Annotated in this window: 11 protein-coding genes; 2 read left to right on the top strand and 9 right to left on the bottom strand. The window is 46.6% G+C overall.

Annotation, left to right across the window (positions count from 1 at the left end; translation table 11 throughout):
• Positions 1–18: 18 nt before the first annotated feature.
• From ACLVWU_RS00290 to gatC, 6 genes are all read right to left on the bottom strand, one after another.
• Positions 19–1,350 (bottom strand): LysM peptidoglycan-binding domain-containing protein, encoded by a 1,332-nt coding sequence (locus tag ACLVWU_RS00290; protein ID WP_413576458.1) that lies wholly within the window; start codon positions 1,348–1,350, stop codon positions 19–21.
• Between the two features lie 105 nt (positions 1,351–1,455).
• Positions 1,456–1,893 (bottom strand): DUF192 domain-containing protein, encoded by a 438-nt coding sequence (locus ACLVWU_RS00285; RefSeq protein WP_413576457.1) that lies wholly within the window; start codon positions 1,891–1,893, stop codon positions 1,456–1,458.
• Positions 1,862–2,782, bottom strand: a complete 921-nt coding sequence (locus ACLVWU_RS00280; protein WP_413576456.1) for a Ppx/GppA family phosphatase — start codon at positions 2,780–2,782, stop codon at positions 1,862–1,864. The genes ACLVWU_RS00285 and ACLVWU_RS00280 overlap by 32 nt, the downstream gene beginning before the upstream one ends.
• Positions 2,782–4,215, bottom strand: coding sequence for an Asp-tRNA(Asn)/Glu-tRNA(Gln) amidotransferase subunit GatB (gene gatB / locus ACLVWU_RS00275; protein ID WP_413576455.1), 1,434 nt, complete (start codon positions 4,213–4,215; stop codon positions 2,782–2,784). Before gatB ends, ACLVWU_RS00280 begins: the two co-directional genes overlap by 1 nt.
• Entirely contained in the window at positions 4,205–5,677 is a 1,473-nt protein-coding gene (gene gatA, locus ACLVWU_RS00270; RefSeq protein ID WP_413576454.1) for an Asp-tRNA(Asn)/Glu-tRNA(Gln) amidotransferase subunit GatA, read from the bottom strand. Before gatA ends, gatB begins: the two co-directional genes overlap by 11 nt.
• An 8-nt stretch (positions 5,678–5,685) precedes the next feature.
• On the bottom strand, positions 5,686–5,967 hold the full coding sequence (gene gatC, locus ACLVWU_RS00265) for an Asp-tRNA(Asn)/Glu-tRNA(Gln) amidotransferase subunit GatC (protein WP_413576453.1): 282 nt from the start codon (positions 5,965–5,967) through the stop codon (positions 5,686–5,688).
• Between the two features lie 154 nt (positions 5,968–6,121).
• Between gatC and ligA the strand changes: the two genes are divergently transcribed.
• Entirely contained in the window at positions 6,122–8,113 is a 1,992-nt protein-coding gene (ligA, locus tag ACLVWU_RS00260; protein WP_413576452.1) for an NAD-dependent DNA ligase LigA, read from the top strand.
• Between the two features lie 57 nt (positions 8,114–8,170).
• On the opposite strand, the gene ACLVWU_RS00255 is transcribed toward ligA, so the two are convergent.
• Both ACLVWU_RS00255 and ACLVWU_RS00250 read right to left on the bottom strand, forming a co-directional pair.
• Positions 8,171–8,365, bottom strand: coding sequence for a histone-like protein (locus ACLVWU_RS00255; RefSeq protein ID WP_142698475.1), 195 nt, complete (start codon positions 8,363–8,365; stop codon positions 8,171–8,173).
• Between the two features lie 97 nt (positions 8,366–8,462).
• Positions 8,463–9,917, bottom strand: coding sequence for a metallophosphoesterase (locus ACLVWU_RS00250; protein ID WP_413578814.1), 1,455 nt, complete (start codon positions 9,915–9,917; stop codon positions 8,463–8,465).
• Between ACLVWU_RS00250 and murD the strand changes: the two genes are divergently transcribed.
• The gene (gene murD / locus ACLVWU_RS00245; protein ID WP_413576451.1) at positions 9,908–11,269 is read left to right on the top strand and encodes a UDP-N-acetylmuramoyl-L-alanine--D-glutamate ligase; all 1,362 of its coding nucleotides are present in this window, start codon (positions 9,908–9,910) and stop codon (positions 11,267–11,269) included. The genes ACLVWU_RS00250 and murD overlap by 10 nt on opposite strands.
• On the opposite strand, the gene ACLVWU_RS00240 is transcribed toward murD, so the two are convergent.
• On the bottom strand, positions 11,259–13,388 hold the full coding sequence (locus ACLVWU_RS00240) for a hypothetical protein (protein ID WP_413576450.1): 2,130 nt from the start codon (positions 13,386–13,388) through the stop codon (positions 11,259–11,261). The genes murD and ACLVWU_RS00240 overlap by 11 nt on opposite strands.
• Position 13,389: the final 1 nt, after the last annotated feature.

Here is a 13,389-nt window from a genome sequence, read left to right as displayed (position 1 = left end):
TCAAATTTCCAATTTCAATTACGTGCCTACGTGAGTGTTATCCATTGATTGCTGTTCAAGCTCACGTTGTCTGCGTTTCTTTCTCATCACGATCAAGATTGCAAGACCTGCCGCTGCCAAACCAACTACACCCAAAGCCATCGTCGTATCGTTGTCCATCGCACCCGTACCAGCAACTTCATCTTGTTGCGGCGGAGTTGGTGGATTCATCGCCGGCATTGGAGGAGGCGGTGGCGGTGGAGCCATCTCTTGAGGCATTTCCGGTGGCGGAGGCGGCGCTTGCATATCTGGAGCCGGAGGCGCAGCCATATCCGTTGGTGGAGGAGGAATATCCGCAGCTGCTTGTTGCGGTGGAGCGTCTGGCATTGCAGGAGCCTCAGGCATTGGCGGCATTTCTGCTGCCGGTGCTGCTGCTACTTCCTGCTGAGCTGGAGCTGCAGCCACTTGGCCACCTTTCCAGTATTGCAATTGCGTTCCCGCCGGAATTTCCTGTTTGGATTCTACAGAGTTACTAGCCCAAACTTCTTTCCAAGCGCCATCATAACCCAAAAGTTCTTTGGATACGGCTCTGATGTTATCGCCTTCTTTTGCTGTGTAGACTTCCGGTTGAACACCATTGTCTTCATAGTAAGTGATCAAGCGACCAGAATCGTCTGAACGGTGAGGAGAGTTGTAATAAACTTTATCGCCTGGTTTAACACCACGGGAAGCGATAGTCGGGTTGCCTTTTTTAAGTTCGCCAACTTTTTTACCGTTTCCGTAGATCATCGTGCTGATGCTCTTAAGAGTATCGCCCGGGCGTGCAAAGTAAACCGTGTTGTACCAAGTTTTGCCAACCTGCCATGGAGCTGTTGCAACTTTCTGAAGAGGCGTTGCTGCTTTCTTAGGAGCTGGTTCAGACGGCTCATCAACATAAGTCGTGGAACCAGAACTTGTTGGTTCAGACATTGTTGAAGCCGTGTCTGGCATTGTTGGTTCTGGTACAGATGATGCTGCGGTATCCATTGGAGCGTCTGCAGCAGGAGCATCTGGTTGTGGTGCGAATGGATCTGCAGGAAGTTCTGCAACTTGTGGCTCAGCTGGAGCTTCTGCAGGAGGAGCTGCTGCCATGTCCGGTTGTGTTTCACCAAGAGCATCTTCTGGAAGTTGGTCAGATGAGGCAACTGCGCCATCAGCACCTTCAACACCAGCGTCTAAAGCCTGGTCACCTTCAAGCTTCTCTAGATCAGCAGAATCAAAGTCAGATGTGACTTCTTCTCCAGCAGTAGAGTCCTTGCTAAATAAGCTGCAGGCACTAAGGTTTGCAACCAATCCGAAACAAGCTAATAGTACAACGAGTTTTTTCATCATTTTTCGTCCTTGAGTGATGCTACGAAACATACTGTTTCAATCAATCGTTAATATCAATCTAAAGCCAAGTATAGAATGCTGGCAATTGTTTATCTTTTCACTGGACTATGGGTTGATTTTTAACTTGGCTCCAACCTTAACTTTGTTTTTGTCAAACCAGCCTTTACTCATTTCTAACGCATATTTGGCAGGAAGTGCACTCGCGTACGACGGCAAAGCCGTGTCAGCTAGACCTTTGCCAGATTTCATCTCCTGAATGTCGACTAACTTACCATCCTTGTTAAAGTAGCCAATCGACAAATCAATTAAGGTGTTCTTCATCCAGAAGAATCGAGTCTCCTCGTTAGAGAATACGAATAGCATCCCTTCGTCCTCACCCAGACTGGATCTATTCATCAGGCCCTGCGCTTGTTGTTCGACAGTCGTTGCGACCTCGACTGTAAGAGTCTTGCCAGCCAGAGTGATTTTCTTCTTTGGGAAAGTTACACCCGCAAACGCTGAGAATGAAAAACTAAGAATGATCACCAGTACGAAGCATCTCAAGCGCGACACCATACCTAACTCCTTTAGTGGACACCACCATACCGGGCATGCCCAGTGCATTTACTGTATTTAATAATATCGAAGCGCCCGCATAAATAATATCGGCGCGGCCACCCAGTTGAAATTTGCTTTTCTTTTCCTCGACTGAAGTTTGGGCGAATGTATCCACCCAGTACTGCAGGCGTTCTTTGCTTAAAAAGTATTTATCAACTTTCTGTTCATCAAAGCCGCCAACCTCAATAGCCACGATAGAAGTCGGGGTCCCGGCAACGGCCAAAATCTGATCCACGGGATTTCGAGAGAGGTTGGGAAGAATCTTCTTCAACTCACTATATATATAGTCATTAAGATTCTTTTGCTCATCTTGGGGAACGGGCTGTTGAGTGACAAACCTTTCGGTCAGGCGCACCCCACCCATATTTAAACTTTGTCCGAATAGGATCTTTTCACCACGACCCACGATAAACTCTGTCGAGCCACCACCCACATCCACGACCAGGTTTGTTTTAGTCGGATCTATCACGCCACCGGTGGCGCCCTGATAGCTGATGCGCGCTTCATCTTCACCAGGAATTACTTCGATCGGAATTCCCAGCTCCTTACCGATATCAAATAGTTCCTGGCCATTGCTTGCATCCCGCGCGGCTGAAGTCGCCATCGCCAGAATGCGGTCGACATTATGCTTATCGATTTCTATTTTAAACTCCGTCAGACATTTTTTCGCGCGCGCCAAAGCATCCACGTGAAGCCTGCCGGTTTTATCCACATCCTGTCCCAAGCGAACAACTTCAACCAAGTCCTTATGAACTTTGGTAATGCCGTCCGGTCCGCCTTCGGCGATCAGACAAAGAAATGTGTTTGTGCCCAGATCAAGTGCTGCAACCTTCATTACTTCAGTTTCTCCAATAAAATCTTATTAACCATATCAGGATTAGCCTGCCCCTTAGAGGCTTTCATCACGGCACCAACGAAGAATCCGAAAAGGTTCTTCTTTTTTCCTGATTTGTGATCGTCCACTGCCTGTTGATTGTTAACCAATACTTCGTCAATGATCTTTTCAATCGCCGCCGAGTCAGTGATTTGCACCAGACCCTTTTCTTTGACGACGACGTCTGGATCCTTCGACGTGCTCCACATTTCCTGAAAAACCGTTTTAGCAATTTTTCCTGAAATGGTGCCTGAATCAATCAACACAATCATTTTACCCAGCTGTGCCGGTTTGATTGGTGAGTTTTCTATTTGCATATTCACAGTGTTAAGCTCGCGCATCAGTTCCGACATAATCCAGTTTGATGAGGCCTTTGGATTTTTTGAAACCTCGGCTGTGGCCTCATAGAAATCAGCGACAGATTTTTCATTTGTCAGAACTTGCGCGTCGTATTCCGGCAATCCGTGCTGATCCTGAAATCTTTTTGCGCGGGCAATTGGAAGCTCAGGCAATTCTTTTCGAATTTGCTCAATCCACTCGTCAGACACAATCAACGGTAACAAATCAGGATCGGGAAAGTAGCGGTAGTCTTGTGCATCTTCTTTTGAGCGCATGGCAAAGGTGCGGTTCTTGTCAGGATCCCAAAGGCGGGTCTCTTGCAGAATTTTTCCACCACGCTCCAACTCGTCAATCTGCCGTTCAATTTCATACTCGATAGCTTTTTCGACAAAGCGGAACGAATTGACGTTTTTGATTTCCACTTTAGTACCAAACGCCGGTGCGCCTGCTTTGCGAACTGAAACATTGCAATCGCAGCGCATGGAACCCTCTTCCAGATTTCCGTCGCACACATCAAGATAACGAACTATCTGACGAATCGTACGGCCATACTCTGCTGCCTCCACAGGCGAACGTAAATCAGGGCCTGTCACAACTTCCAACAGAGGAATTCCAGCACGATTTAGATTAATTAATGTGTGCGCACCACTATGATTGGATTTTCCAGCATCTTCTTCAAGATGAGCTCTGGAGATATTCACAGTTTTATCCACACCATTTACTTTGAAAGTGACAGATCCATTTTCGCAGATCGGCTGGTCATACTGGGAAATCTGATAGCCTTTAGGCATGTCAGGATAGAAATAGTTCTTTCTGGCAAATACAGATTTTTTTCGAATTGTGCATCCCAGTGCCAAGCCGGTTTTGATACCGAACTCAATGGCGCGCTTGTTTAATACTGGCAAGGTTCCAGGCATCCCGGCGCTAACCGGAGATACGTTTTCATTATCATTCGCATCGAAGTTTGTGGCATCCGCACAGAATATTTTACTGTTGGTGCGCAGTTGTACGTGAATCTCGATCCCGATGACGGGTTCATAACCTCTATATGACATGGGGTTTGCTTCCTTTTACTGGCGCGACAGATTCCAATGCAAAACCGACATTCAGCATTCTTTGTTCATCGAAATGATTTGAAGTAACCTGGATACCAATTGGCAATCCCGACGCCGAAGAACCAAAAGGCACGCTCATTCCAGGAAGACCTGCAAGATTTGTTGAAGTTGTGAAGATGTCATTCAGATACATCGTCAACGGATCAGAAATTAATTCTCCAATTTTAAACGCAGGTGAGGTCGTAACGGGACTTAGAATCACGTCACAGTTCTTAAATGCCGCCAGATATTGCTCGGTCAACATACGTCGAACCTGCCCGGCTTTGTTGTAGTAAGCATCGTAGTAACCACTGGATAGGCAATAGGTGCCCAGCATAATTCTGCGTTTTACTTCAGAACCGAAACCCTCACCGCGGGTTTTTCCATAGAAGTCCTCTAGCTCTACACCGGAAAGACTTGGGAAGTCCGCGCGATAACCATAACGAATTCCATCATAGCGTGCCAAATTCGAAGAGGCCTCGCTGGTTGCGATCAGATAGTAGATCGGAACTGCAAACTCCGACATGCTGACCGATACCTCTACTACTTCCGCTCCCATTTTCTTTAAAGCTTCCAGTGCTGCATTGAAGGTCTTTTCCGTGTCTGCATCGACACCTCCCTTCATGTACTCCTTGATAACTCCAACTTTTAAACCCTTCATATCCGCTGAAAGATTCTTACTCCAGGCTGGAACTGATTTTTGTGAGGACGTGGAATCCATCGGATCATGGCCCGAGATAACTTCCATAGTCAGTGCCGCATCTTTTACGCTGCTGACCATCGGACCGGCTTGATCCAACGAAGACGCAAATGCAATGATTCCGTAACGACTGACTCTTCCGTAGGTGGGTTTAACGCCCACAATACCGCAGAAGCTTGCGGGCTGACGAATGGAGCCACCCGTGTCTGTGCCGATAGTGCCCGCAACCAAACGTGCTGCTTGAGCGGCCGCGGAGCCACCTGATGATCCACCGGGAACTCTGCTCACATCCCAGGGATTCTTTACGGGACCAAAACAAGAAGTTTCGTTGGAGGATCCCATCGCAAACTCATCCTGATTCAGCTTACCCATAATGGTAACACCTGAATTTTTTAGACGCGCAACCACCGTCGCATCATAAGGGGGAACGAAGTTGCTAAGAATTTTTGAACCAGCTGTGGTTTTAATGTTTTTCGTGCACAGCATTTCTTTGATGCCGAAAGGCACACCCGCCAAGAGTCCCACGTCTTCACCCTGAGCAATACGAGCATCAACTGCCGCGGCTTCTTTGATGGCGCTGTCATTTAAGGTCGTGAAGGCATTCAGTTTGGAATCCAGGGATGAAATCCTGTTCTGAAAATGTACAGCCACCTCTTCAGCGCTGACTTCTCTGGATTTTACGGCATCTGAAATTTCACTGATGCATGCAAAAGTTAAATCCACAATCTCTCCTAAACCACAGGTGGTACTTTAAATAGATTGCCGGCATGCTCAGGGGCATTAGCTATAATTTCCTCGGCCGTGTAGTTCCGCACCACTTTGTCTTCACGCCAGTATGTTTCAATTTCCGTTGGAGTAATCATCGGTTCGACACCCGTCGTATCAATCTGTTCAATCTTTTGGAAGTTGTGCAGTATTTTTTCTATCTGCTGACTGAACTCAGTCGCTTCTTTTTCAGTGATTTGCAGGCGCGCCAGTTTGGCGATATGTTCGATGGATTTTTTATCGATCACGACGGTCTCCTTTGGGAGCAATTCCAACAACAAGATTAAAGCATCCTCACTCTGTCAGTCACCAAGCTATTCCCCGGTCTAGACCTTGAAGCGCCGCCGCAGGACACTCGCAATTGCGTGATTCAATTCCCTCGCTCGTGATAGAGTCCGCCGTATGTCAAAGAAACGCCACGAAGAGCTAAAAAAAATCATCGCTGAACACGACTACAACTACTATGTCATGGATCGTCCTTCGATTACAGACTATGAGTACGATCAGCTCTTTGATGAATTGGTTAAACTAGAGAAATCCGAGAAGGGCCTTGATCTATCAGATTCCCCAAGTCAGCGCGTAGGTGGTAAAGTTCTGGATAGTTTCACCAAGGCACCACATCGTCTGCCGATGCTTTCATTGGCAAACAGCTACTCCCCAGAAGACATTTTCGAATTTGATGAACGTGTTAAAAAATTCCTGAGCACTGACAAAGAAGTCGAGTACCTGTGCGAACTGAAGTTCGACGGTCTTTCCATGGAAATCATTTACGAAAAAGGTCAGCTGGTCCGAGCCCTAACACGCGGTGATGGCACCATTGGCGAAGATGTGACCGAAAACATCAAGACCATCAAAAGCATTCCCTTAAAACTAAAGAATGCGCCGGAAATTTTCGAAGCCCGTGGCGAAGTTTTAATTTTTAAGAAAGACTTCGCAGAGCTCAATGAAAATCAGCAGGAAAATGGTCAGCCAACATTTGCGAATCCACGTAATGCCGCTGCAGGATCCATGCGCCAACTGGATTCAAAGATTGCGGCCGCAAGACCCTTGAAATTTTTTGGTTATGCGCTGGGCCTGGTTGAAGGAAAGACTTTTGAAAATCAAGAGGACATTCAAAAGTACTTCGCTGAACAGGGAATCCCAACAGCCATCAAATCAAATCCAGATTTGGTGCGTGTGTGCAAGGGACCACAAGAAGTTGTCGAGTACTATCACCATATCGAACAAATCCGCTCGACCTTGCCATTTGATATTGATGGCGTAGTTATCAAGGTAAACTCTTTGCGCTTGCAAGAAGACTTGGGGTTGGTTGCAAGAAGTCCGCGTTGGGCAACAGCTGCGAAGTTTAAACCCGAACAAGCCACAACAGTAATTGAAAACATTGCCATTCAGGTGGGCCGCACCGGCGCGCTTACGCCGGTCGCAATCATGACGCCCGTCAAAGTGGGGGGCGTAACAGTCACAAACTCGACCCTCCACAATCAAGATGAGATTGATCGCAAAGATGTGCGCATTGGCGACACTGTTATCATTCAAAGAGCCGGCGATGTGATTCCCGAAGTTGTGGCTGTGGTTCTTGAGAAACGACCAAAGAACAGCAAACCCTTCTTGATTCCCGCACAGTGCCCTGCCTGTGGGTCCGCTGCCCACAAAGCTGAGGGCGAAGTCGTTACCCGCTGTACGAATCCACTTTGTATCGCGATGGTGAAAGAATCCTTAAAACATTTTGTCGGTCGTCGTGCGATGAACCTTGATAAAATTGGGGATCGTCTGATTGAAACTTTGGTCGACAATAAGATGCTAACTTCATTTTCTGATTTCTATCGGTTAAAGAAAGAAGACATCCTTTCCCTGGAACGTCAGGGTGACAAGTCCGCTGAAAATATTATTAACAGTGTTGAAAACAGCAAAAAGCCAACGTTGGCGCGATTCATTTTTGCATTGGGAATTCGCTTTGTTGGCGAACAAACCGCAAAGCTGTTGGCTGACCATTTTGTAAACATTGAAAACTTCCTGAATGCTTCCGAAGAAGAACTGCTGCAAGTGCCAGAGATCGGCCCTAAGGTGGCAACCTCAATTCGCGAATGGACCTCCAACAAGAAGCTGGTCAAAGAAGTTCATGAAATGTTGAAGCTTGGAGTGGAAATCACCAATCCTGTACGCGCCACCGAGGGCGCACTTTCCGGAATGAGCTTTCTGATCACTGGCACACTCTCGGTCAAACGTGATGATGCCAAAGACGTCATTGAAAAGAACGGCGGCAAAATTCTAAGTTCGGTTTCTTCGAAGCTGAGCTATTTGGTGGTTGGTGACGATCCTGGATCGAAGGTGGATAAGGCACAAAGCCTGGGAGTGAAAATTATCTCTTGGGAAGATCTGCAGAAGATGCTCTGAAAACAAAAAAACCCATGGTACAAACCATGGGTTTTTTATTTCATCTTTAATTAAAAATTAAAGGTGATCGATAACGATATCACGAGCCATAACTGTTTTACGGCCGTCAGCTTTTGCAGACTCAACGCCTTTCAAGCAAAGTTGCTCGATAGCTTTGCTGAGAACGTCGATAGTTTCAGCAGAAGTGTTCATGCCGCCTTTTTCTTTGATAAGTTTTTTCACTTTGCTAGTTACTACAAGTACTTCAGCCATGATAACTCTCCATCCTTAGTTGAAAATTGAACAGTAAAAGGTTTGCATAAGGGACCTATAATTGACAATGGGAAATCTTTTTTTGCGCCGCAATATCCTATACCGTTATGCCCCGGTTCGAACCCAACATCACTTCGGAACCACCATCAACGAACTTGCACAGCTCTGCCTGGCGAGAATTATGTTCTCCAGGTGAAATCCACACAAAAGTTTTCTGATCCAGCGGTTTTGTACACTCGACGTCCAAAAAAGCGGGGGACCAACATCCACTGTTCAAATGTTCCACAGACCCGATAATTTCATGCCTTGTATGATGAGTGTGCCCATAAACAATGCGTTTTACTTTGGTAATCGCACTTGCCATCGCTAGCACTCGATCATCGGGTTCTTTGTAACTGGAAACCAACGATGTCACTGATTTGCTGTAGAACAAAAAGAATGGCAGAAGCACAAACAGCGGAATAAACGCCCAGAAAATCGATATTTCGTAAACTGAACGAATAAAAGTCATCAGCTGAAAAATCAAAAAGAACGCAATAAACACAATAAAGGCGCGATCCAGCCAGAGTTCACGCGCCAATAACATGGGCTCACTGGCCGCAGGAGCAACAAAAAGTTCCTTAAGTTCTCGAACCATGCGCGGCTCGGCATTGGCCTTTTCCGCAATCACATCGATGCGATCTTCAATCTTCAAGGGATTACGAATGGGAGCTGACAAGCGATCAAAAAATGAGTGAACAAGTGTCGCCACCGAACCCCAGAACCAGGTCCACACCAATCCGGGTTGCGCTCGCCAGATGTACTTAAAGAAAAACAGGATGTATTCCTTTAGGGTCATAATGTAGTTGGTATCAACATGAGGATTAAAGAATCCCATGCCGTTGGAAATATACCGGCAAGCCAAGTTTCCAAAAGGCAGCTTCAGGGCTACATAGTTGTAGCCACGCACAAACGGATTCACCGGATCTTCGCACATGCAATAGGGGTCGTACTGATTGCCGTGTTCGATCAAAGTGTCCTGATTGCTAATGTAAAACCACTCAACAAAACGAACTTCTTCGCGCTTATCATCCGGCAGATTCAAGTGGCGCATGATTTCATCCTGAACTTCCATGAAGTGAAGCTCAAGATCATGATTACCGATAACAAATACGGCGCGATTCCCGCGCACGATGAACTCGCGCAAAGATCTGACAAAGGCCATGTGATCACGCAAGATTACTTCGATCTTGTGTCGAGATCTTTCAGATCGCGGTTGCAACCCCCTATGTTTCTCAATCCAGCTGACATGAAAAACCGGTTGATCTGGAAGATTCAAAACACTGTCGAAATCAAAAATGTCACCATTAAGTACAAGCTCCACAGGTTTTCCCTGTGCACGCTCTTCAAGATGTTTCAGAAACATTTCAAAAACATCATCATAGAAAAACTGTCGAGTCTTAAATTTTTTCCATAAAGGAAAACGCAAGTTCACTGGTTCTGCCTCGGTCAGATGCAGATCGCTAATGATTGCGGTATATTGCGCCGATTTAAAATCGGCCTTTGGGTGCACGAAAAAAGAAGTGGGCAAAACTGCCTCCTGATAATACTATCTGCCAGATGAGCCAATATATCAAGAACCTGAAAGTACCAATTGCTATCGTCGGAATGGGAAAAAGCGGTGATGCCGCAAAACGACTTCTTATCGCCTGTGGAGTGAGTTCTGAAAACATCCTGACCTTCGACGGAAAGTTGGATTCTGCAAACTACTCGGACGCTAGTAAACTCATGTCTGAGGGAAAACCCCAGACCCTGGTGGTGTCACCTGGTGTTCCCTTGGCAGCTCCCTGGATCAAGGATGCTCAGTCCAAAGGAATCGCAATCACCAGCGAAATTTCGTTGGCTTGCTCTTGCTTATCCACCGAAAAACTTATTGGTGTTACGGGGTCCGTCGGGAAAAGCACCACCGTTTCATTAATACAGGCAGGCCTTGAAGCCTTTTCTAAAACAGGTTTCGTAGGCGGAAACTTGGGTATTCCATTCGCATCCTACGCTGCTGACGTCGTGGAAAAAAAGCGTCCTGTTGCTGACTGGGTGGTGCTTGAACTATCCAGTTATCAACTTGAAAATTGCGCAGGACTGCAATTGGATCATTCGGCAATAACCTATTTCACATCCAATCATCTTGAGCGCTACGACAGCATCGAACACTACTATCAGACAAAGTGGAACATTCTGGGAATAACCAGAAAAACCATGCTGCTAAATTCCGAAGGTGGCGACCTGATTGAATACTCCAAAGGCAAAACACCAACGCCACAGCTAAAAATAATATCGAAAAATGATTCTGATCTTCAATCCTATCAGCTGCAAAAAGCTCAACTGATTGGGCAGCACAATCAGGACAATCTTGCCTTGGCGACAGCCCTTTGCCGTGAAGCGGGCTGGCCGAATTCTGCCATCGAAGGCATGAAAAACTTCAAAGGTTTAAGCCACCGCTTAGAGAATTTGGGATCCATCAAAGGCGTTCGATTTATTAACGACAGCAAAGCAACTGCAATGGATAGCGTGGTCATTGCTGCAACTGCCGCGTCTGACACATTGGTTTCGGGCGGAACATTGTTCCAGCTGCTTGGGGGACGAGATAAGAATCTTCCTTGGGAGCAGCTTTCAACATTATCAAAACTGCCTCGCGCTGAGTTTGTCTTCTTCGGAGAATGTCGTCAGGTGGCGCAAACCAAATCCGGACTTGCCGGCAACAGCTTTGCACGCCTTGATGAGGCCATTGAATATGTTCTTTCAAAGGTTAAATCCGGCGACACAGTTTTGCTAAGTCCGGGTGGCACAAGCTGGGATGAGTTTAAGTCTTTTGAAGATCGCGGTGATTTCTTTAAAAGAAAAGTCGCAGAGTTTTCTACTCTCTAAAATTCAGAACTGACAGTGAGTTTGCATCAACAGGAACCACGCGGGAGTACACCTTCTGCGTGCGTGCACCCATGACGACAACTTCATGCGTATCTTGAGGGGCATTGTAAATAACAAAGCCACCACCCGCAGAACCTTTACGATTCTGCAGAACACGTCCCTGCATATCAAAGTACACGATGTCCTGAGAATTAAAATGATCGTATCCTGCCAGGTATACTTCAAAATCTTCGTCAGGAACAAAACCAACAATCAAACCTGATGACGGCGTATCGCTGATTTTCAGTAAGGACTTGATCGCACGCAACCAATCCCAACGAACCAGAGGAATATGCACGAACTCGTCATTGTCATTGTAAAGATAACGGGCAGGGATGAAGTCTGCACCTTCAGGATGGACTCTCATCAAACCCATACGGTTTAAGTTTGGCAAACTGACTGTTGCGACACCTTCCACCACATGAAGTTCATCCGTCAAAGACTGCATAGTCACTGTTGCCGAAGTCGGATCACCACTGAAGGCATCGTAGACACGAAGTGGAACAGATTCGACTTTCATCGTCGCATCCAGATCACCCTGGGCAATGGCGCCTTCTTCGGCAACCACATTCACGTATCCAAAAATTGAATCAGAGCGGGTTGCAAGCAGAGAATGAAATCCGGTTGGTACCTGAACAAAAGCATACAAACCGTTTTCACTGGTTTTTGTAAGTTTCGGATCAGGAATCATGAATTGATTGAAGTAAACCGGTTTTAAATCTGGAGATGTTTCGACAATAACATCAATTCCAGCGACAGGCTTTCCATCCAAAGTAACTTTGCCCCAGATTAAACTTGGCGCCTCATCATAGGACTCCTGACGTTGCGAAGCCATGATATCAAGTAACGCCGAGACCATCGCTTCCGGATAAAGTGTCGTGCGCGATTCTTTACCTGATACGATAATATTGGTGGTTTCTAAATGCTTTGGAGCTGCGGCCCTCATGACCGTCGAGGATCCCCGGGTGACGTTCTCCATCGAGGCAATTCCGTCGCGATCCACTTTAACATCGCTGACACCCTTTACAAAAGTGACACGGGTTTGAGTCGGAGCTGCATCTTTGGCTTGTGAACTGTAGGCACTTAGGACCGCCACCGAGTAATCCGGATGTGGTTCAATTTTTATTTTTGGACCAGATAAGTAGTTCTGTGCACCAGGAACCAGGCGATTCAGTCGGAAACTGCCTTCACCCATTGTCTTGCCATCTTTACTTACCAGGCGAGCAACAACAGTTCCTGAAGTCTGCTCAACATCAATATTGTAAGTCCCTTTTTGCAAATCTACGCGGCCAAGTTCTTTAAGAACACCCTCATCGTTGCGACGAACTTCTATATGATGTTCATTCGTAACTGCCAAGCCACCGGTAATTTCAATCGGTCCCACGATACGACGAACACCATCTTGAGCTGCCGCTCCTGCACCCGATCCAGAACCCACAAATGATTGCTCAGTGCTTGGTTCATCCGAAGTCGGCGCGCGACTGACTCGCGGCTGATCCAGTTGTTGACCTTGGGGCCCGGAAACTTTCACATTTGAATTCGTTGTGCGATTTTGCTGAATGATCTGACCACTGTTATTAATCGCGCCGGATTTTTCAAGTGCTGCCAAAGCAGTTTCACCAAATGATGGTTCAGACCAACTTTGATTCAGGACATCGTTTCTAATTTGCGCTGCCTGCAAGCGATTTTTCTGAGCGTTGGAAAGTTCCGTCATCCATGCATCGTTAGCACCGACAGCAGGTCCAACTGGCATTGGCTCAAAGTTTGGCGTCGACATCGCCACAGATTCCACTTGTTTTTGAATGGTCATCTCAGCGAGAACCACTCTTTGCGCGAATAGGGCCGGAGACTTTTTTTCGACCCCCAATGCCACTGGCATCATGGACTCGAATCGCTGCCAATCACTGAAGTTTGAATTAGTACGAATTGTTTCTTCGAAGGCCACGTGCGGAGGAGAACTTTTCTGAGCACGAATCGTCAGACCTTCGTATATAGGAATATACTTCAAGCCACCTGTATGGCTTGACCATGCAAAGCAAATCGCTAGCACGGCAAACGGTAGAAACCGTTTAAGTCGCATT

The sequence above is a fragment of the Bdellovibrio sp. HCB290 genome (genome assembly GCF_047305925.1).
GTDB lineage: Bacteria > Bdellovibrionota > Bdellovibrionia > Bdellovibrionales > Bdellovibrionaceae > Bdellovibrio.
This window is presented reverse-complemented; position numbering and strand designations above follow the sequence as displayed.

Bases quoted from the DNA above. Each gene is read 5' to 3' on its own strand.
- ACLVWU_RS00290 (WP_413576458.1), bottom strand. From the start codon at position 1,350: ATGATGAAAAAACTCGTTGTACTATTAGCTTGTTTCGGATTGGTTGCA.
- ACLVWU_RS00280 (WP_413576456.1), bottom strand. From the start codon at position 2,782: ATGAAGGTTGCAGCACTTGATCTGGGCACAAACACATTTCTTTGTCTG.
- gatB (WP_413576455.1), bottom strand. From the start codon at position 4,215: ATGTCATATAGAGGTTATGAACCCGTCATCGGGATCGAGATTCACGTA.
- ligA (WP_413576452.1), top strand. From the start codon at position 6,122: ATGTCAAAGAAACGCCACGAAGAGCTAAAAAAAATCATCGCTGAACAC.
- ACLVWU_RS00255 (WP_142698475.1), bottom strand. From the start codon at position 8,365: ATGGCTGAAGTACTTGTAGTAACTAGCAAAGTGAAAAAACTTATCAAA.
- ACLVWU_RS00240 (WP_413576450.1), bottom strand. From the start codon at position 13,388: ATGCGACTTAAACGGTTTCTACCGTTTGCCGTGCTAGCGATTTGCTTT.